The sequence below is a fragment of the Micromonospora sp. WMMD736 genome, assembly GCF_049179015.1.
Taxonomy (GTDB): domain Bacteria; phylum Actinomycetota; class Actinomycetes; order Mycobacteriales; family Micromonosporaceae; genus Micromonospora.
Genome location: NZ_JBMHMI010000001.1, coordinates 6,642,850 through 6,660,315, shown reverse-complemented (window position 1 = coordinate 6,660,315; position 17,466 = coordinate 6,642,850). Strand labels below are relative to the sequence as shown.

13 protein-coding genes are annotated in these 17,466 nt (G+C 70.5%); 5 read left to right on the top strand and 8 right to left on the bottom strand.

All coding sequences use genetic code 11. The annotated features are described in order from the left end of the window. The first annotated feature begins 34 nt into the window (after positions 1–34). Positions 35–1,345 (top strand): hypothetical protein, encoded by a 1,311-nt coding sequence (locus tag ACN269_RS30260; protein WP_421475640.1) that lies wholly within the window; start codon positions 35–37, stop codon positions 1,343–1,345. On the opposite strand, the gene ACN269_RS30255 is transcribed toward ACN269_RS30260, so the two are convergent. Together ACN269_RS30255 and ACN269_RS30250 are read right to left on the bottom strand one after the other, a co-directional pair. After that, positions 1,280–2,581, bottom strand: coding sequence for a glycosyltransferase (locus ACN269_RS30255; protein ID WP_421475639.1), 1,302 nt, complete (start codon positions 2,579–2,581; stop codon positions 1,280–1,282). The genes ACN269_RS30260 and ACN269_RS30255 overlap by 66 nt on opposite strands. After that, entirely contained in the window at positions 2,578–3,708 is a 1,131-nt protein-coding gene (locus ACN269_RS30250; protein ID WP_421475638.1) for a glycosyltransferase family 4 protein, read from the bottom strand. Before ACN269_RS30250 ends, ACN269_RS30255 begins: the two co-directional genes overlap by 4 nt. Positions 3,709–3,835: 127 nt before the next feature. Between ACN269_RS30250 and ACN269_RS30245 the strand changes: the two genes are divergently transcribed. Continuing rightward, positions 3,836–5,080, top strand: a complete 1,245-nt coding sequence (locus ACN269_RS30245) for a glycosyltransferase family 4 protein (RefSeq protein ID WP_421475637.1) — start codon at positions 3,836–3,838, stop codon at positions 5,078–5,080. On the opposite strand, the gene ACN269_RS30240 is transcribed toward ACN269_RS30245, so the two are convergent. From ACN269_RS30240 to ACN269_RS30225, 4 genes are all read right to left on the bottom strand, one after another. Then, a complete protein-coding gene (locus tag ACN269_RS30240) occupies positions 5,077–5,601 on the bottom strand; it encodes a DapH/DapD/GlmU-related protein (RefSeq protein WP_421475636.1) in 525 nt (174 codons plus the stop codon). The two genes, ACN269_RS30245 and ACN269_RS30240, sit on opposite strands and share 4 nt — an antisense overlap. Then, positions 5,573–7,087, bottom strand: coding sequence for a lipopolysaccharide biosynthesis protein (locus ACN269_RS30235; protein WP_421475635.1), 1,515 nt, complete (start codon positions 7,085–7,087; stop codon positions 5,573–5,575). Before ACN269_RS30235 ends, ACN269_RS30240 begins: the two co-directional genes overlap by 29 nt. Beyond that, positions 7,087–8,034, bottom strand: coding sequence for an NAD-dependent epimerase/dehydratase family protein (locus ACN269_RS30230; RefSeq protein ID WP_421475634.1), 948 nt, complete (start codon positions 8,032–8,034; stop codon positions 7,087–7,089). The genes ACN269_RS30235 and ACN269_RS30230 overlap by 1 nt, the downstream gene beginning before the upstream one ends. Positions 8,035–8,137: 103 nt before the next feature. Beyond that, complete coding sequence (locus ACN269_RS30225) at positions 8,138–8,818, bottom strand: acyltransferase (RefSeq protein WP_421475633.1); 681 nt, start codon at positions 8,816–8,818, stop codon at positions 8,138–8,140. Between the two features lie 195 nt (positions 8,819–9,013). On the opposite strand from ACN269_RS30225, the gene ACN269_RS30220 reads away from it, so the two are divergent. Beyond that, entirely contained in the window at positions 9,014–12,115 is a 3,102-nt protein-coding gene (locus ACN269_RS30220; protein WP_421475632.1) for a M14 family zinc carboxypeptidase, read from the top strand. A gap of 101 nt (positions 12,116–12,216) precedes the next feature. Continuing rightward, positions 12,217–13,128 (top strand): NAD(+)/NADH kinase, encoded by a 912-nt coding sequence (locus tag ACN269_RS30215; protein WP_421476648.1) that lies wholly within the window; start codon positions 12,217–12,219, stop codon positions 13,126–13,128. A 149-nt stretch (positions 13,129–13,277) separates the two neighbouring features. On the opposite strand, the gene pgm is transcribed toward ACN269_RS30215, so the two are convergent. Then, positions 13,278–14,921 carry a phosphoglucomutase (alpha-D-glucose-1,6-bisphosphate-dependent) gene (pgm, locus tag ACN269_RS30210; protein WP_421475631.1) on the bottom strand — a complete coding sequence of 548 codons (1,644 nt, stop codon included), beginning with the start codon at positions 14,919–14,921 and terminating at the stop codon, positions 13,278–13,280. Between the two features lie 31 nt (positions 14,922–14,952). Continuing rightward, positions 14,953–16,185, bottom strand: a complete 1,233-nt coding sequence (gene glgC, locus ACN269_RS30205; protein ID WP_278138510.1) for a glucose-1-phosphate adenylyltransferase — start codon at positions 16,183–16,185, stop codon at positions 14,953–14,955. 72 nt (positions 16,186–16,257) lie between these two features. Here glgC and glgA point away from each other — a divergent pair, with 72 nt between their 5' ends. Continuing rightward, complete coding sequence (gene glgA, locus ACN269_RS30200) at positions 16,258–17,463, top strand: glycogen synthase (protein WP_421475630.1); 1,206 nt, start codon at positions 16,258–16,260, stop codon at positions 17,461–17,463. The last annotated feature ends 3 nt before the right edge of the window (positions 17,464–17,466 follow it).

The window sequence follows — 17,466 nt, the reverse complement described above, 5'->3', positions numbered from 1 at the left end:
CGCCTGGTTGCCACTGCTACTGGCCGCGGGCTGGATGCTGGGGACATTCGGCTTCTTCTGGGCCGGGGCGCTGGCGCAGCAGGTTCCGAACCCCGCCAAGCTGTGCCTGTTCGTACTCAGCGCCACCGGCGCATTCGCCGCAGGTTACGCCGCGCAGCTCTACCGCCGCGGCACACCTCGACGGTCAGTCGGCGCGACGCGGTCGACCGACATCCGACGGATCCGCAGGCTCGTCCTGGCCGGCGGGATCTACCACATCGCGCTCGGTGTCGCCCTGCTGCTCGAATACGGGGCGACCGGCCCCGGCAGCATCCTCGCCAGTCTGCAGGACCCCGCGGCGGCCTACCTCAACAAGTTCACCGTCTATCAGCAGCAACAGGACAGCGGACGGACGAATCCCGTCGTCCAGGTTCTCACTCTGCTCGGCGTGCTGGGTACCGTGCTGGTTCCACTGCTCGTCGTCCACTGGCGGCGGTTGTCGAGCGGCACACGAGCCGTCGGAATCGCGGGCGTCGCCGTCTACGGTCTCTTCTTCCTCTACATCGGCACCCTCAAAGGGCTCGGCGATGTCGTGCTCATGATGGCGGCCAGCCTGCTCATCGCCGCGTCGCGTCGGCGGGGCCGGCTCGGCCGGACGAAGAAGCGTCGACGCGCGACAGTGCTGGTGGCAGTCGTCGTGGCCCTCTTCTGCGCCTATCTGGTCAACAACCAGGCCGATCGGGTGGATCAGTTCGGCACCCAGGATCGGGTCCGTGCCAATCCGACAGTGGAGCGGATCGTCGGCGAGCATGCCGCGACCGGAGTGGCCGCCATGATGATCTACCCGACCCACGGCTATCTCGGTCTCGCGTACAACCTCGACACACCGTTCGCCTGGTCGCACGGCCTCGGCAGCACCCCGGCCGTCACCTCGTACGGCACCCAGTACTTCGGCGTCGACGCGGACCGGTATCCCGCCTACCCGGCGCGTACCGAGGCCCGGACGGGGTGGCCGGCGGGTATGTACTGGGCGACGATCTACCCCTGGCTGGCCTCGGACCTCACGTTTCCGGGGACGGTCCTGTTCATGGCCGTGCTGGGCTGGTTCTTCGCCGGGCTCTGGCGGGAGGTGAACCTCGCTGGCGGCATCCTGCCGACCCTGCTCTTCGTGCAGATGTGCCTGCTCGTCATGTACATCCCGGCGAACAACCAGCTCGGTATGTCACGCCCGACGATGATCGGCGTCGCCACCCTGCTGGTGCTCTACCTGTGGACGGCCCTGACGAACGGCGCGGGCGACTCAGGGCCGGCCGAGCGGGTGCAGCGGCGACCCGCGCCCCTGCTCCGCGGCGTCCACGCCCCCTGAGCGGGGGGCCGACAGGCCGGCCAGGAACGTCCGGATGCGTCGGCCCTGCGCTGCCGGACCACGGGTCTCCCGTACGAAGGCGGCACCGGCAGCGCCGAGGGCGGCGCTCTCCCCGGGCGGCATCGCCAGCACCAGGCGCAGCGCTTCGCGCAGCCCATCGGCCGTGTCCGTCCCGGCGAAGCGCAGGTACGGCTCGTAGTCGGGCGGGATGCCCGGCAACCGTGTGGTCACCACGGGGACGCCGGTGGACAGGTACTCGACGAGCTTCGAGGGGAACGAGTAGCGGACGAACGACTGATCCACCGGCCGAGGGTTCACCAGCACCGACGCGCGGGTGAGGCGTCGCACCAGCGCCGCCCGGTCCAGCAGTTCCGGCGGGGAGATCCGGGGATCGGCCTGCGCCTGCTTCCTCGACCACTCCTCCAACTCGCCCCGGCCGAACAGCAGCAGGCGCAGATCCGGGTCAGTCATGCCGCGAAACGCCTCGACGAGGCGGTCGACACCGTACGCGCGGGTCAATCCACCCGCGTAGACGATGTCGCGGGTGGCGGTGTCCGACCTGGCCGGGACGGCAGCAGGGCCGCCCGGTGCCGCCCCGGCGGTAGGCGGATCGCAGATCCCCTCCATGACCAGGCGGGGAATCGACGGCGCGAAATCCTCGCCGAGCGCCGCGGTGAGCACCACGACTCCCGAGGCGCGGCGCAGCGCCATGCGGACCAACGCGTGGTCCAGCCGGCGCAGCGCGCGGACGATCCGCCCGTCATCGGGGAGAACCACACCGGGGGGATCGGTCAGCACCGGCACCACCCGTGCCGTGCCCCGCCACGCGACCAGGACGCCGAACCACAGGAACGGCGTGTGGACGCCGTGAATGAGCAGGACGTCGTCGCCGTGTAGGCGCAACGTCCGCGACCCCGCGCGCACGGCGGCCACGAATCGGGTCAGGTGCTTCAGTCCGAGGAGGTTGACGAAGCCGAGCAGTTCGCCGTGCACACCGTCCTGCTGGAACCGCGCCGACCGGAAGCGGACCTGCCGGTTGCGGGGGAACGTCGAGGCGGGTGCCGCCGAGAGCAGACGTACCGGACAGCCCGCCGCGCGCAGGCTCCGCACCAGGGCCCAGGCGAACGTGTGTGTCTGGGTCGGCAGGACGACGTCTCGCGTCACGATCTCCCGGAACACGTCGTCGGCGACCGTGAAGCCGAGCAGCAGTACCCGGGGACACCGCTCGTCGGTCACGCCGCGGCCCCCAGGATGCGCTGGTAGACGCCGTCGAGAGACCGGAGCATGACCGGCAGGCTGTAACCGTCGTGCACCACCTTGCGGCCCGTCTCCCCCACATGCCGACGTTCGGCGGCATCGTCGAGCAACGGCCCGAGCGCCGCGGCGAAAGCGACCGGGTCTCCCGCCGGCACGAGATGACCGCCACCCTGGCGCAGCACCTCGACGTTGCCGCCGACGGCGGAGGCCACGACGGGCAGCGCGTGCGCCATCGCCTCCAACAGGGCGTTGGACAGGTTCTCGTGCAGGGTGGGAAAGACGAAGATGTCGGCGGCCGAGAGCAGGTCCGGCACGTCGAGCCGATTGCCGAGCAGCCGCACCTCGGTGCCGGGGACGTCGGCCAGGGCCTCGGCGATGCCCGCACGGTCCGGTCCGTCGCCGGCGACCAGCAGCACCCGACGGCCCGGTCGCGGCGGCAGTCGCCGCAGCGCGTCCGCCAACACCCCGAAGCCCTTGTCCCAGTTCAGCCGCGCTACCGCGATCATGGCGACGTCCTCGGGGCCCAGGCCGAGGGCGGCACGTCGACCGTTCCGCGCCGCGCCGACGTCGACAGGGAGCGGGACCCCGTTGGGGATCACGCCGACGAACTTGTGCGCCTGCGCCCGCACGAAGTCCCGGCCGGCGGCGTACTCGCACACCGTGGCGACGTGGCTGGCCATCCGCAGGGTGGCCGGTTCCGCGCAGCCGGTCAACAGCGCTCGACGCCACCTGCGCCCGACGTGTCGCAGGTCTCGCACGGTGCCGTGCACGCTGACCAGGATTCTGGGGCAGCCGGCCAACCTGGCGGCGAGGACGCCGTGCAGACCCTCGTTCTGCAGGCCCCGGACGTGCACCAGGTCGGGCCGCACCCGTCGCAGAAGTCGGACCCATTCCCGCAACAACGGCACGTTGAGGCCGCCGTTGCCGCCGGTCTGATGCATGCGGACGAACTCGTACCGCTCGCTGAGCGCGGATTCCAGGACCCGCCCCACGGCGGTGAGTGGTCCGTTGGCGCCGGGTGTGCCGGCCGAGTGCTGCACGACCACCGGCCGCACGCGCACCGGCGGAGCGCTCGGATCGTGGTCGTCTTCACTGACTGGCTGCACTGAGGCTCCATCGTCGACCGTGGGCCACCGACGGCGCGCCCTCATCCCCGGTCATCACATCGGTGCGTACAGTAACACCGGCATTAGCCGTCAAATGCTTGAGACACGCTTTATACGAACGGAACGCATGAAAAGCGACGAGATCCTCACCTCTCCCGCTCGGTCGGCGATCAGCCCGGGCGAGCCGGTGCCACGAGTGGTCATGGTGGCGGCGTACCGGTTCCCGCACGGGGACGCCATGTCGAACCGGCTGCTCCAGCTGGCCCGCTCCGCGACTCCCCCGGGCGCGACCACCGTGATCGTCAACGACTGGCCCGGCACCGAACGCCCACCCGAACCGCTCGCCCTGCCACCCGAGCTGCGACTTATCACGCTGTTCGCCGTCGACGGGGGCGGCCGACTCCGACGCTGGGCACACCGACAGAGTCGTCCACTGCGCGTCCTCAGGGCACTGCGACAGGCGGGGATACCCAGCGGCGAGGTGACCGGCATCTGCCTTCCGCTGGGACTGTGGAACCTGACCACGTGGTTCGTGTTGCGGCTGACGATGCGCTGCCCGTTGACCGTGGACGTGCTCGAACGGCACGAGCCCGGACAGTTCCGCCACGGACGCCTGACGCCCTACTTCATCCGGCACCGGTGGCACTCGCTCCTGGCGGGACGGTTGGCGGATCGGGTCATCGCGATCTCCACGACGCTGCGAGATCGTCTCGCCCGGCCGAACCGTCCCATCCTGGTGGTGCCGCCCCAGGTCGACTGCGCCGACTACCGCCCACCGGCGCCGCCGTCACTGCAGGACGGCCTGCGGCTGCTGTACGCCGGCACCGCAGGCCCCAAGGACCGCCTCGCCGCGGTGCTGGAGGGCATCCGCCGGCTGCCGGAGCCCGATCGTCGACGGGTACGACTGACCGTGGCCGGCATGACCAGGGAGCAGGCGGCCGCCACGTCCGACCTGGACGACAGGATCGTGGCGGACCTCGCCGACCAGATCGTCTTCCTGGGCCGGGTGTCGCGTGACCGCGTTCTGGCCGAGCTGCGCAGGGCGCACTACTCGGTGCTGGTCCGACCGACCGGGGGCTACGCCGATGCGGGCTTCCCGTCGAAGGTGCCCGAGAGCCTGGCCGCCGGCTGCCCGGTGCTGCTCAACCACACCAGCGACCTGGCGACGTACATCGACGACGGGCGAGAGGGCATCGTGCTGGCGGGACCCGGCGCGGACGACGTCCGGGACGGCCTCCGGCGGGCGCTCACCCTCGACGACGCGCAGTGGTGGCAGATGAGCCACCACGCCCGGGAGCGGGCTTGCGCGTTCGACTACCGCGCCTGGGTACCGTCGGTCAGCGCATTCGTGGCCGGTCGCCCCTCTGCCTAGCTCGACACACCGTAGATCTCGCGGATCACCGCGGCCTTCTCCTGAGCCGGCAGGTGGCCACAGCCGAGCGACTTGGCCCGCATCGCGGCAAGGTACTCGTCGGTGCTACGGAGAACGCGCGCGGGCACACCGGCGGCGACGCTCCCGTCCGGAACGTCACGGGTCACGACCGAACCGGCCCCGATGATGCACCGGTCCCCGATCCGGACCCCCGGCATGATGATCGACCGGACACCGATGTAGACGTCGTCGCCGACGCTGATCGGCGCGGTCCACTCGAGATCCGGATACTCCCGGCGCAGGATGAGAGTGCCGCCGTCGTGCGTGAGGAACTGCACGCCGGCCGTGATGTAGACGTTGTCGCCAAGCGTGATCAGCCAGGGCTCGGAGCCGAACATGCTCCGGTTGACGCCGTAGAAACGTACGCGCCCGCGCAGGTTCACGCCGATCGAGCGGGCGAACCCTTCCGGGTCACGGGCCGCCGCTCGGCGATCACGCAGGGCAGCGAGGATGCTGCGCACCATCATGCTCCATCTCATCTGAATCGGACGTTGTCGCGGAAACTCCCGCCAACGCCTTCCGGTAACCGACGATGGCGGCGGGGACCACGGTCACCCCGTACGACAGCGCCGAGGCGAGTGCGACACCGGACAGACCGTCGCTGCCCGCCAGGAGGATCTTCAGCGGTACGGCGACGACCAGGCAGGCCACCCAGCCGAGGAACTGCGGCCCCAGCAGCCCGACGCTGTTCTGCACCATGAAGAGCGGCGACGCGACAGCGACGGACACCGACCACACGGCGAGCGCGACGAACAGGGGAATCGGCACCCGATCGAGGTCGTCCGACCGTACCCAGATGCGCAGGATGTCGTTGCCACCCACCACGAGGCAGAGCGCGGGCAGCGCCACCGCCGCGGCGGACAGGTAGACCATGCGTCGGGTGCTGCGCCGGACCCAGCTCACGTCGCCCCGGGCAAGGGCTTCTCCGTTGGCCGGCCAGAGCGGCAGGTTGACCAGAGTGACGAACAGTGCCAGCACGGCGAACATCCGCAGGATCACCGCGTAGTTCGCGGCCGCGTGCAGACCGAGCACCCGACCGACGAGGAAGCCGTCGATGTTCAGGGCGAGGGAGGTGAGCACGGAGAGCCCGAAGAACCGGGACCCCAGCCGGAGGAGGCCGCGCACCCTCGTGGCACGGACGTCCGTAAGACGCGGCCGGAGGTCGGGTTGCTGCCAGCCGAAGAACCAGACGGAGTTGGCCAGGCTCATCAGGGGCACGGCGAGCACCGCGGCCGCGATCACCAGGACCGGGTCGGCCTTCGCGCTGGCGGCGACGACCACCAGGCCCGCCGAGATCAGGCTGCCGGCCGCCTGCCAGAGGTTGCTCGCTCCGACCTGCTGGTGGGCGTACTGCACCCGCTGGATGAGAGCCAGCGGAATGTTGACCAGGAAGGCGCCGAAGCAGAGCAGCACGACCACGCGGGCGTCGCGGGCCACCACCGGGTCGGTCACGTTCAACACCGACGGCCAGGCCACCAACCGGACAGACGCCACGAGCACCAGCACCAACGTCCCCGCCAGCGCGCCGAGCAGGGCGTACGCGCTCGCGATCTCTCGGGCCGCCGCGCGACGGTCACCGGTGGCGTAAAGCCGTGCGAGCCGGGTGAGCAAACCGTTCCCGAGGCCGAAGTCGGCGAACAGCGCCATCGCGGTCAGGGACGTGATCGCCATCCACATGCCGTACCGCTCGGGGCCGAGGTAGCGGAAGGCGACCGGGGTGATCAGCAGTGGCGCGACCAGGCCGACGGCTTTGCCCGCGAGCGACGAGGCGATGCCGGCGACCAGTGCCCGGCCCCGCGAGCGCCGCGCCGCCGACAGCTCGTCGTCCCCGCGTACCGCCGATCCCGCCGTGGTCCGTTCGGTCGAAGCGGTGTCCGCGGGCGGGTGACCGACCGTGTCGACCAGGGCGGGTGAGGCCGCGCCGGCACCCGGTGGCCGGTCGACCATCAGGCGGGCTGCTTCAGCACATGCGCCTCGAACCACTCGACGGTGGCCCGCAGACCGTCGATCCGGGGAGTCGGCACCACCTGCGGAAAGAGCGAGCGGAGCACCCGGTTGTCGGCCTCGGAGTGCCGGACGTCCCCCGGACGTGGCGCCACGTGCCGCCGGGCGATCGGGCGCCCGATGATCTGCTCCAACTCGGACACCACGGTGTGCAGCTCCGCCCGGGCGCCGAAGGCGAGATTGACCGGCTGCGGATGGGACACCGACCGTTCCACGGCGTCGAGCAGCACCGCGCAGACCGTCTCGACGTAGGTGAAGTCGCGGGACTGCCCACCGTCGCCGTGGAGTTCGATCTCCTCGCCGCGCAGCGCCGCGTAGACGAAGCGGGGAATGACGGCCGCGTAGCCGTGGTCGTGCCGTTGGGCGGGGCCGTAGACGTTGAAGAACCGGAACGCGAGGGTGGGCAGGCCGAAGGACGTCTGGTAGGCCAGCGCGTACGCCTCGGTGGCGAGCTTGCTCACTGCGTACGGGCTGAGCGGACGGGTCCAGGCGAGCTCGGCCTTCGGCAGCGTGGGGTTGGCGCCGTAGACCGACGAGGACGAGGCGACGACGACGTGGCCCACCTCGTGCCGGCGCGCGGCCTCGAGGACCCGCAGCGTGCCGGTGGCGTTGGCGTGGTGTGAGGCGATCGGGTCACGCAGCGAACGCGGCACGCTCGGCAGCGCGGCCAGGTGCACCACCGCGTCCCGGCCGACCATCGCCCGATCCAGCGCGTCGTCGTCGAGTATCGAGCCGGGGATCGTCTCCACGTCGAGGCCGTCCAGGTTGCTCATCCGCCCGGTGACCAGGTCGTCGAGAATCCGGATGTCGGTGACGCCGCTGCGCAGGATCGCGGCACGGGCCAGATTGGACCCGATGAACCCCGCGCCGCCGGTGATGAGTAGTCGCATGCGTTCGCCTCCGGGCACCATTCAGTGGTCATCCGGTCCAACGAGCATGCACAGCGACCGTCACGTTTCGTCATCGCACGATTACAAGTCGGCCCTGATGCGCTCAGTGGAGGGCAGCCTCGGTCGAGTTCGACCGCGGCTCGGCCCCGGGCAGGTCTCCCAGCGCCGCCAGATCCGCCGGCGTCAGTCGACGCTCCGGGGGATAGAGCAGCTGTTCGTGGTCGATGATCGTCTCCACTGGCCAGCGTAGCCGGATCACGCGGGCCGGGTTACCGGCGGCGACCGCGTAGGCCGGGACGGAGCGGGTCACCACGGCGCCCGCCCCGATCACCGCGCCACGACCGATCGTGACGCCGTGCAGGATGACGGCGCGGGTACCGACCCAGACGTCGTCACCGATCGTCACCCCCCGGTCGAGGTCGCCGTCGGCGTGCCCCTTCTCGACGGCGACCATCGGCACTCCGACGCGGTCGATCCGGTGGTTGCCACCCCGGATGGTCACCTCCGGGCCGAACATGACGTTGTCACCGATCCGGATCCGGGATCGTGCAGCCATCAGGATCGGACGGTGTCCGAGATCGACGTTGCGGCCCACCTCGATCGTCCCGTAGGTGTAGACGCCGTCCGGGTCGAAGGCGAAGTTGTCCCCGTACGCGGCGAACCGGCCGACGGTCGCCACCCCTCGCACGGCCCTGCGCACCCGGGTCGCGGTGGCCCAGATGAGATCCAGGAGACGAGCGAAACCCACGATCGCGCGACCCGGGCGGCGCGAGGATACCCGCATCGACGCCCTCCCCTATCCGATGTCGTCACCACCACTGCGGACACGAGTGAGCGTACGTGCGCAATGCGGCTTCGATGGCGAAACGCTGGTTAACTCCGCTCCGGACGGCCGATCGCCACCACTCATCGACCTATTGACATCCATCCAGGCAGAACGAAGGCTCGCGCCTACAGGTCCTTCACCCAAGGAGGCGCGATGAGACCGAGACGACTGGCGACCGCCGGCGTGGTCACCCTGCTCGGAGCCCTGGCACTGGCCCCACCGGCGAGCGCGCGGCCACCGTCGGACCCCGGTGCCCGCGAGGGCCTGGAGGTGTACGTCGGCACGGTCGACGGCAAGCAGCGGGACCTCCTGCGCGAGGCCGGTGTGGACCTCGGTCACGACGCCACGGCGGACTCCACCGGACGCACCGCCGTCGAAACGGTCCTCACCCCACGGCAGGCGAAGCGGCTGATCGACAAGGGCGTACCCCTGCGGGTGAAGAAGGTCCACGGCAAGGACGCGTCGCAGGCGCTCCGGGAGCAGGCCGCCGGAGGCTGGTCGGCGTTCCGCCCGTACAGCGAACCGGGCGGCCTGCGCGACGAGCTGACCGCCACCGCCGCGCGTTTCCCGAAGCTGGCCAAGTTGGAGACGATCGGTCGAACCCAGCAGGGCAAGCCGATCCTCGCCGTCAAGGTCACCAGGGACGCGCGCAAGGTCCGTGACGGGCAGCGACCGGCGGTGCTCTACTCCGGCGCCCAACACGCCCGCGAGTGGATCACTCCGGAGATGACCCGCCGCCTCATGCACCACGTCCTCGACGGCTACGGCACCAACCGGGAGATCACCCGCCTGCTCGACACGACCGAGCTGTGGTTCCTGCCGGTCGCCAACCCGGACGGCTACGACTACACGTTCACCCCCGGCAACCGCCTCTGGCGCAAGAACCTGCGGGACAACGACGGCGACGGCCAGATCGGCCCCGGCGACGGCGTCGACCTGAACCGCAACTTCGCCTTCAAGTGGGGGTACGACAACGAGGGCTCCTCGCCCGATCCCAACAGCGAGACCTACCGGGGCCCCCGACCCTCCTCCGAGCCGGAGACGAGGGCCCTGGACGGGCTGCTGCGCCGGGTCGGCTTCGAGTTCTACGTCAACTACCACTCGGCGGCCCAACTGCTGCTCTACGGAGTCGGCTGGCAGGTCAGCACGCCGACCCCCGACGACGTCATCTACCAGGCGATGGCCGGCGACGACGCGCACCCGGCCGTTCCCGGTTACGACCCGGACATCTCCGCCGAGCTGTACACCACCAACGGCGACACCGACAGCCACGCCACCGTCAGGTACGGCACGCTCGGCTTCACCCCGGAGATGTCCACCTGCGAATCCGCCGCGGCCGTCGACCCGGACGACGAGTGGCGTCCGGAGGACTGCGTCAGCGACTTCATCTTCCCCGACGACGAGACGCTGATCGCCGGCGAGGTCGCCAAGAACCTGCCGTTCGCGCTGGCCGTGGCCAAGTCCGCGGTCGACCCGGACGACCCGGTGTCGGTGGTGGGCCGCAGCACCCCCGACTTCGTGGTGGACACCTTCGACACCTCGTACGGGCGCACCCAGCAGGTCGCCTCCATCACCCGTCGGGCCCTGAAGAACGTGCGGATGCACTACACCGTCAACGGCGGTCGACCGAAGACGGTCGGGGTCCGCGAGTGGCGCGGCGGCGAACGCTACGGCGACACCAACGACGACTACTACGCCGAACTGCGCGGCACCGTCACCGGCACGAAGCCCGGCGATCGGGTGGAGGTCTGGTTCACCGGTGTCAAACAGCGCGCGAAGGTGGTGGCCAGCGAGCATTTCACCTATCGGGTGCACACCGACATCGGCGGTGACGTGCTGGTCCTCGCCATGGAGGACGTCACCGGACTGAGCCCGGCGCAGACCGGCACCACCGCCAAGTACACCGACGAGATCGCCGCGTCACTGACCGCCGCCGGACGCACCAGCGACGTGTACGACTTCGACGCCATGCGCCGCACCGCCCCCCACCCGCTGGGCGTGCTGTCGCACTACAAGGCGGTGGTCTGGGAGACCGGCGACGACGTCATCCTGCGCTCCCCCGGCCAGGTCGCCGGCACGACGGCCAAGGCGGCGCTGGACACCGAACTGGCCGTGCGCGACTACCTCAACGAAGGCGGCAAGCTGCTGGTCAGCGGCCAGTACGCCCTCTACGCGCAGGGCGCCAACGGCGCGTACGTGTACCACCCGGACGCGCCGCCGGAGTGCACCGACGGGGACGACCCGGTCTGTCTGCCGCTGCTGAACGACTTCCAGCAGTACTGGCTGGGCGCGTACACCTACGTCAGCGACGGCGGCACCGGGGCGGACGGTCCGTACCCGGTCCAGGGCGTCGACGGGGCGTTCGCCGGCCTGTCCGGCACCCTCAACGCGCCCGGCTCGGCCGGCAACCAGGCGCACACGGCCTCGTTCCTCACCACGTCGAGCTTCCTACCGGTGGACACGTTCCCGCAGTTCGCCAGCTCCGCGCCGGTGAACTGGGTGCGGCCGGGGTCGGCGCCGTTCGACCCGCGCACCGGTGACTGGTACCTGTGGAGCGGGCAGGCCGACGAGTCGTACAAGCGGCTCACCCGCACCGTGGACCTCACCGGGGCCACGAGCGGCGAACTACGTTTCGCCGCCTCGTACGACATCGAGGCGAACTGGGACTTCCTGATCGTCGAGGCGCACGAGGTGGGCAGCGACAACTGGACCACGCTGCCCGACGCCAACGGGCACACCGGGCAGGAGACCGGGGACAGTTGCGCGTCGGGCTGGCAGACCCTGCACCCGTTCATCGCGCACTACCAGGGCGCGGACTGCTCGCCCACCGGCAGCACGGGTCAGTGGAACGCGATCACCGGAGCGTCCGGCGGTTGGCAGGACATCTCGGTCGACCTCACGGCGTACGCCGGCAAGCAGGTCGAGGTGTCGATCTCGTACGTCTCCGACTGGGGCACCCAGGGCCTGGGTGTGTTCCTGGACGACGCCCGGGTGCTCGTCGACGGCGCCACGGTCAGCGAGACCTCGTTCGAGACCGAGGACCTGGGCGGTTGGACCGTAACCGGTCCGCCCGCCGGTTCCGCCGGTAACGCCACCGACTGGGCGCGCAGCCAGCAGGCGTTCGAGGAGGGGTCGGTGGTGGTCACCGGGGACACCGTCTACCTGGGCTTCGGGCTGGAGGGCCTACCGCCGGCCGAGCGCAACGCCCTGGTCGCCCGCTCACTGACCCACCTGACCGGGCGTCCGCGCCGCTGACGGCACGGGGTGCGCCGGCGGTCCGCGCGACCGCCGGCGCACCTTCGGGTGTACGCCGGACGCGTCCGACACCGGTGTGGTGAGCTGTACGGGTGTCGGGGCTGGGTCTGGTACTGCACCCCACCCGGGATGTCACCGAGGTGGTCGGGATCATCGAACGGTGGGCGACGCGCCACCACAAGACGCTCATGGTGCGCGCCCAGGACAAGCACCGGGTACCGGCCACCGTCGAGTCCCTACCGGAGAAGGAGGTGGCCGTCCGCGCCGACGCGTTGATCAGCATCGGCGGCGACGGCACCATGCTGGGCGCGCTGCGCTCCGCCATCTCCGACCCGAAGCCGGTGCTCGGCGTCCACCTGGGCCGGCTCGGCTTCCTGGTCGAGATCGAGCCACCCGCGCTGCCGGAGGCGTTGAGCCGGCTGCTCTCCAAGGACTTCACCATCGAGTCGCACGCCTGCCTGGCCTGCGACGTGTGCGGCGACGACGTCGTGGCGTTCAACGACATCGCGCTGGTCCGGCGGCCCGGCTCGGGCTTCGTCAGTGCCACCCTCGCCATCGACGGGCAGCGCTACGGCTACTACCGCGCCGACGCCGTGGTGGTGAGTACCCCGATCGGCTCCACCGCGTACAGCTACGCCGCCGGTGGTCCGTTGATCTCCCCGGCGGCGGACGCCGTGGTCGTCACCCCGTCCGCGCCGATGGCCGGCATCTCCCGCTCGGTGGTGCTCTCCGGCGACGAGAAGATCCGGCTGGAGTTGGAGCCGCACTCGTCGTCCGTCGTGGTGGAGATGGACGGGCTGGTTTACCGCGACGCGGCGGACGAGGGGGCCGTGGAGATCAGTTACCGGCGCAACGCCGGGTTGGTGGTCCGCTTCGACCCGCTGCGCTACCAGGAGCGCAACCAGTTGAAGATGAGCCTGCTGGACCTACCCTTCCTTCCGGAGCAACTGAAGGCCCTGATCCCCAAGGAACTCCAGAACCCCAACGAAGCCGAAATCCCCCCCCGCTGCTAACCCCCCCACCCCCTACCCCCCACCCCCCACCCCCCACCCCAGACCCCGTTGATCATGAAGTTATTGCCGTCCAGCTCGGCGTGTCGTGGCAATAACTTCATGATCAACGGGGTGGCCGGAAGGGGGAGGGTCCGGGGGTGGGTGGGGGGTCAGGCCTGGGTTAGGGCTTGGTCTACCAGGGTTTTGGCTTCTTCCTGGATCTTCTTGAGGTGGTCTTGGCCCTGGAAGGACTCGGCGTAGATCTTGTAGACGTCTTCCGTGCCCGAGGGGCGTGCGGCGAACCAGCCGGATTCCGTGCTCACCTTCAGGCCGCCGATCGGCGCGTTGTTGCCGGGGGCGGTGGTCAGGGTCGCGGTGATCGGCTCGCCGGCCAACTCGGTGGCGGTCACCTGGTCCGGGTTGAGCTTCGCGAGCACGGCCTTCTGCTCGCGGGTCGCCGGGGCGTCGATCCGGGCGTACGCGGGCGCGCCGAAGCGCTCGGCCAGCTCCGCCCAGTGCTCGCTGGGGCTGCGCCCGGTGGTGGCCAGGATCTCGGACGCGAGCAGGCAGAGCAGGATGCCGTCCTTGTCGGTGGTCCAGGTGGAGCCGTCGCGGCGCAGGAACGACGCCCCGGCGCTCTCCTCACCGCCGAAGCCGACGGCCCCGTCCAACAGGCCGGGCACGAACCACTTGAAGCCGACCGGCACCTCCAGCAGCGGCCGGCCCAGGTCGGCGGCCACCCGGTCGATCATCGAGGACGACACCAGGGTCTTGCCGACGGCGGCGGCCGGACCCCAGTCGGCGCGGGTGCGGAACAGGTGCCCGATCGCCACCGCCAGGAAGTGGTTCGGGTTCATGAGGCCGCCGTCGGGGGTGACGATGCCGTGCCGGTCGGCGTCCGCGTCGTTGCCCGTGGAGATCTGGTAGTCGGCCCGCGCGGCGATCAGCGACGCCATCGCGTTCGGCGAGGAGCAGTCCATCCGGATCTTGCCGTCGCCGTCCAGGGTCATGAACCGCCAGGTCGGGTCGACCGTCGGGTTGACCACGGTCAGGTCCAGCCGGTGCCGCTCGGCGATCTCACCCCAGTACGCCACGCTCGCCCCGCCCAGCGGGTCCGCGCCGATCCGGATGCCGGCGTCGCGGATGGCGTCGATGTCGATCGCCGCCGGCAGGTCGTCGACGTAGTGGGCGAGGAAGTCGTACTCCCCGGTGGTGTCGGCGGCCCGGGCCCGCGCGTAGGTGACCCGGCGGACCTCCTTGAGCCCGGCGGCGAGGATGCTGTTGGCCCGGTCCTGGATCCACCGGGTGACGTCGGTGTCGGCCGGACCGCCGTTGGTCGGGTTGTATTTGAAGCCGCCGTCGTCCGGCGGGTTGTGCGACGGGGTGATGACGATGCCGTCGGCGAGCCCGCTGGTGCGCCCCCGGTTGTGGGTGAGGATCGCGTGCGACAGCGCCGGCGTGGGGGTGTAGCCGTCGCGGCTGTCCACCAGCACGGTGACGCCGTTGGCGGCGAGGACCTCGAGGGCGTCCACGGCGGCCGGCGCGGAGAGTGCGTGGGTGTCCCGGGCGAGGAACAGCGGGCCGTCGAGGCCCTGCTCGCGCCGGTAGTCGCAGAGCGCCTGGGTGACCGCGAGGATGTGGTCGGAGTTGAACGCGTTGCGCAGGCTGGAGCCCCGGTGACCGGAGGTGCCGAAGGAAACCTGCTGCGCCGGGTCCGCGGGGTCCGGATGCTCGGCGTAGTAGGCGGTCACCAGGCGCGGCACGTCGACCAGGTCGGCGGGCTCGGCGGGCTGGCCGGCACGGGGGTGGGTCACTGCGGGATCCTCCTCGGTGTGTGCGGTTCGGTCACGGCTCGACCTTCTGACCCTTGCCGATGACCACGATGCCGTTGTCGGAGACGGTGTAGCGCTGGCGGTCCTTCTCCAGGTCGACGCCGATCTCGACGCCCTCGGGGACGAACACGTTCTTGTCCAGGATCGCCCGTCGGACCACCGCGTGTCGGCCGATCTCGACGCCCTCCATCAGCACCGAGCCCTCCACGTGTGCCCAGGAGTGCACCCGCACCTTCGGCGACACGATCGAGTTCTCCACCAGCGAGCCGGAGATCACCACGCCCGGGGAGACCATCGAGCCGACCGCCCGGCCGACCCGCTCACCCCACTGGTGGACGAACTTGGCCGGTGGCCACGGCGGCTGCTCGGTGTAGATCGGCCAGTCGAAGTTGTAGAGGTTGAACACGGGGTGCACGTTGATCAGATCCATGTGCGCGTCGTAGAACGAGTCGAGCGTCCCCACGTCCCGCCAGTAGCCCCGGTCCCGGTCGGTGCTGCCGGGCACCTCGTTGTCGCGGAAGTCGTAGACGTTGGCCTCGCCCCGCTCGACGAGCATCGGGATGATGCTGCCGCCCATGTCGTGCTTGCTGCTCTTGTCGGCGGCGTCGCGCTCGACCGCCTCGCACAGCGCCCGGGTGGTGAAGACGTAGTTGCCCATCGAGGCGTAGATCTCGTCCGGCGCGTCCGGCAGGCCGACCGCGTCGGTGGGCTTCTCGCGGAACGCGCGGATCTTCCGGCCGTCCTCGCCGACCTCGATGACACCGAACTGGTCGGCCATCGACAGCGGCTGGCGGATGCCGGCGACGGTCACGGCGGCGCCGGAGGCGATGTGGTCCTCCACCATCTGCCGGGGGTCCATCCGGTAGATGTGGTCGGCGCCGAAGACGATCACGTAGTCGGGCTGCTCGTCGTTGATGAGGTTGAAGCTCTGGTAGATGGCGTCGGCCGAGCCGGCGAACCACCACGGGCCGCGACGCTGCTGCGCCGGCACCGGGGTGACGTAGTTGCCGAGCAGCGTGGACATCCGCCAGGTCTTGGTGATGTGTCGGTCGAGGGAGTGGGACTTGTACTGGGTCAACACGACGATCTTGAGATAGCCGGCGTTGGCCAGGTTGGAGAGGACGAAGTCGACCATGCGGTACATCCCGCCGAACGGGACGGCCGGCTTGGCCCGGTCCGTGGTGAGTGGCATCAGGCGCTTGCCCTCCCCACCCGCCAGGACGATCGCGAGCACCTTGGCAGCCATGCCCCGACGCTATCCACCCGCGTGCCACTTCACCACTCGTACGGGGAGTCTTCTGCACTAGGGTGCGGGGTCATGACGGAACCCACCCCGCTGCGCGTCGACCTGCTCACCCGCGAGTACCCGCCGGAGGTCTACGGCGGGGCGGGCGTGCACGTCGAGTATCTGGCTCGGGAACTGCGTCGCCTCGCCGACGTCCGCGTGCACTGCTTCGGCCTGCCGCGCGCCGAGCCGGGCGTCACGGCGTACTCCGATCCGCCCGGCCTGACCGGCGCGAACGCCGCGCTGCGGACGATGGGCGTGGACCTGGAGATGGCCGCGGGCGCCGCCGGCACCGACGTGGTGCACAGCCACACGTGGTACGCGAACCTGGCCGGGCACACCGCGAAGCTGCTGCACGGGGTGCCGCACGTGGTGACGGCGCACAGCCTGGAGCCGCTGCGGCCGTGGAAGGCCGAGCAGCTCGGTGGCGGCTACGCCCTCTCCTCGTGGATCGAGCGCACGGCGTACGAGTCGGCCGACGCGATCGTCGCGGTGAGCGGTGGCATGCGCAGTGACGTGCTCACCGCGTACCCGCAGATCGACCCGTCGAAGGTCCGCGTGGTCTACAACGGCATCGACACCGCGCAGTACGCCCCGGACCCCGGCACCGACGTGCTCGACCGGCTCGGCATCGACCCGGCGCTGCCCAGTGTGGTCTACGTGGGAAGGATCACCCGGCAGAAGGGCCTGCCGTACCTGCTGCGGGCCGCCCGCGAGTTGCCGGCCGACACGCAGCTCGTGCTGCTGGCCGGCGCACCGGACACCGCGGAGATCGCCGCCGAGGTCGAGGAGCTGGTCGCCGAGCTGCGGGCCAACCGTTCCGGCGTCGTCTGGGTGGCCGAGATGCTGCCCAAGCCCGAGGTGATCCAGGTGCTCACGCACGCCACGGTCTTCGTCTGCCCGTCGGTGTACGAGCCGATGGGCATCGTGAACCTGGAGGCGATGGCCTGCGAGACGGCCGTGGTGGCCACCGCCACCGGCGGCATCCCCGAGGTGGTGGCCGACGACGAGACGGGCCTGCTGGTGCCGATCGAGCAGGCCACCGACGGGTCCGGGACGCCGCTGGCCCCGGAGACGTTCGTGGCCGACCTGGCGGCGGCGATCAACACGCTGCTCGCCGACCCGGCGCGCACCGAGCGATTCGGCCTGGCCGGTCGACGGCGCGCGGTAGAGCACTTCTCCTGGGACGCCATCGCCCGGCAGACCCTGGACATCTACCGCTCGGTCATCGCGGGCTGAGGA

Bases quoted from the DNA above. Each gene is read 5' to 3' on its own strand.
- ACN269_RS30245 (WP_421475637.1), top strand. From the start codon at position 3,836: ATGAAAAGCGACGAGATCCTCACCTCTCCCGCTCGGTCGGCGATCAGC.
- glgA (WP_421475630.1), top strand. From the start codon at position 16,258: ATGACGGAACCCACCCCGCTGCGCGTCGACCTGCTCACCCGCGAGTAC.
- ACN269_RS30225 (WP_421475633.1), bottom strand. From the start codon at position 8,818: ATGCGGGTATCCTCGCGCCGCCCGGGTCGCGCGATCGTGGGTTTCGCT.
- ACN269_RS30220 (WP_421475632.1), top strand. From the start codon at position 9,014: ATGAGACCGAGACGACTGGCGACCGCCGGCGTGGTCACCCTGCTCGGA.
- glgC (WP_278138510.1), bottom strand. From the start codon at position 16,185: ATGGCTGCCAAGGTGCTCGCGATCGTCCTGGCGGGTGGGGAGGGCAAG.
- ACN269_RS30260 (WP_421475640.1), top strand. From the start codon at position 35: ATGCTGGGGACATTCGGCTTCTTCTGGGCCGGGGCGCTGGCGCAGCAG.
- ACN269_RS30230 (WP_421475634.1), bottom strand. From the start codon at position 8,034: ATGCGACTACTCATCACCGGCGGCGCGGGGTTCATCGGGTCCAATCTG.
- ACN269_RS30235 (WP_421475635.1), bottom strand. From the start codon at position 7,087: ATGGTCGACCGGCCACCGGGTGCCGGCGCGGCCTCACCCGCCCTGGTC.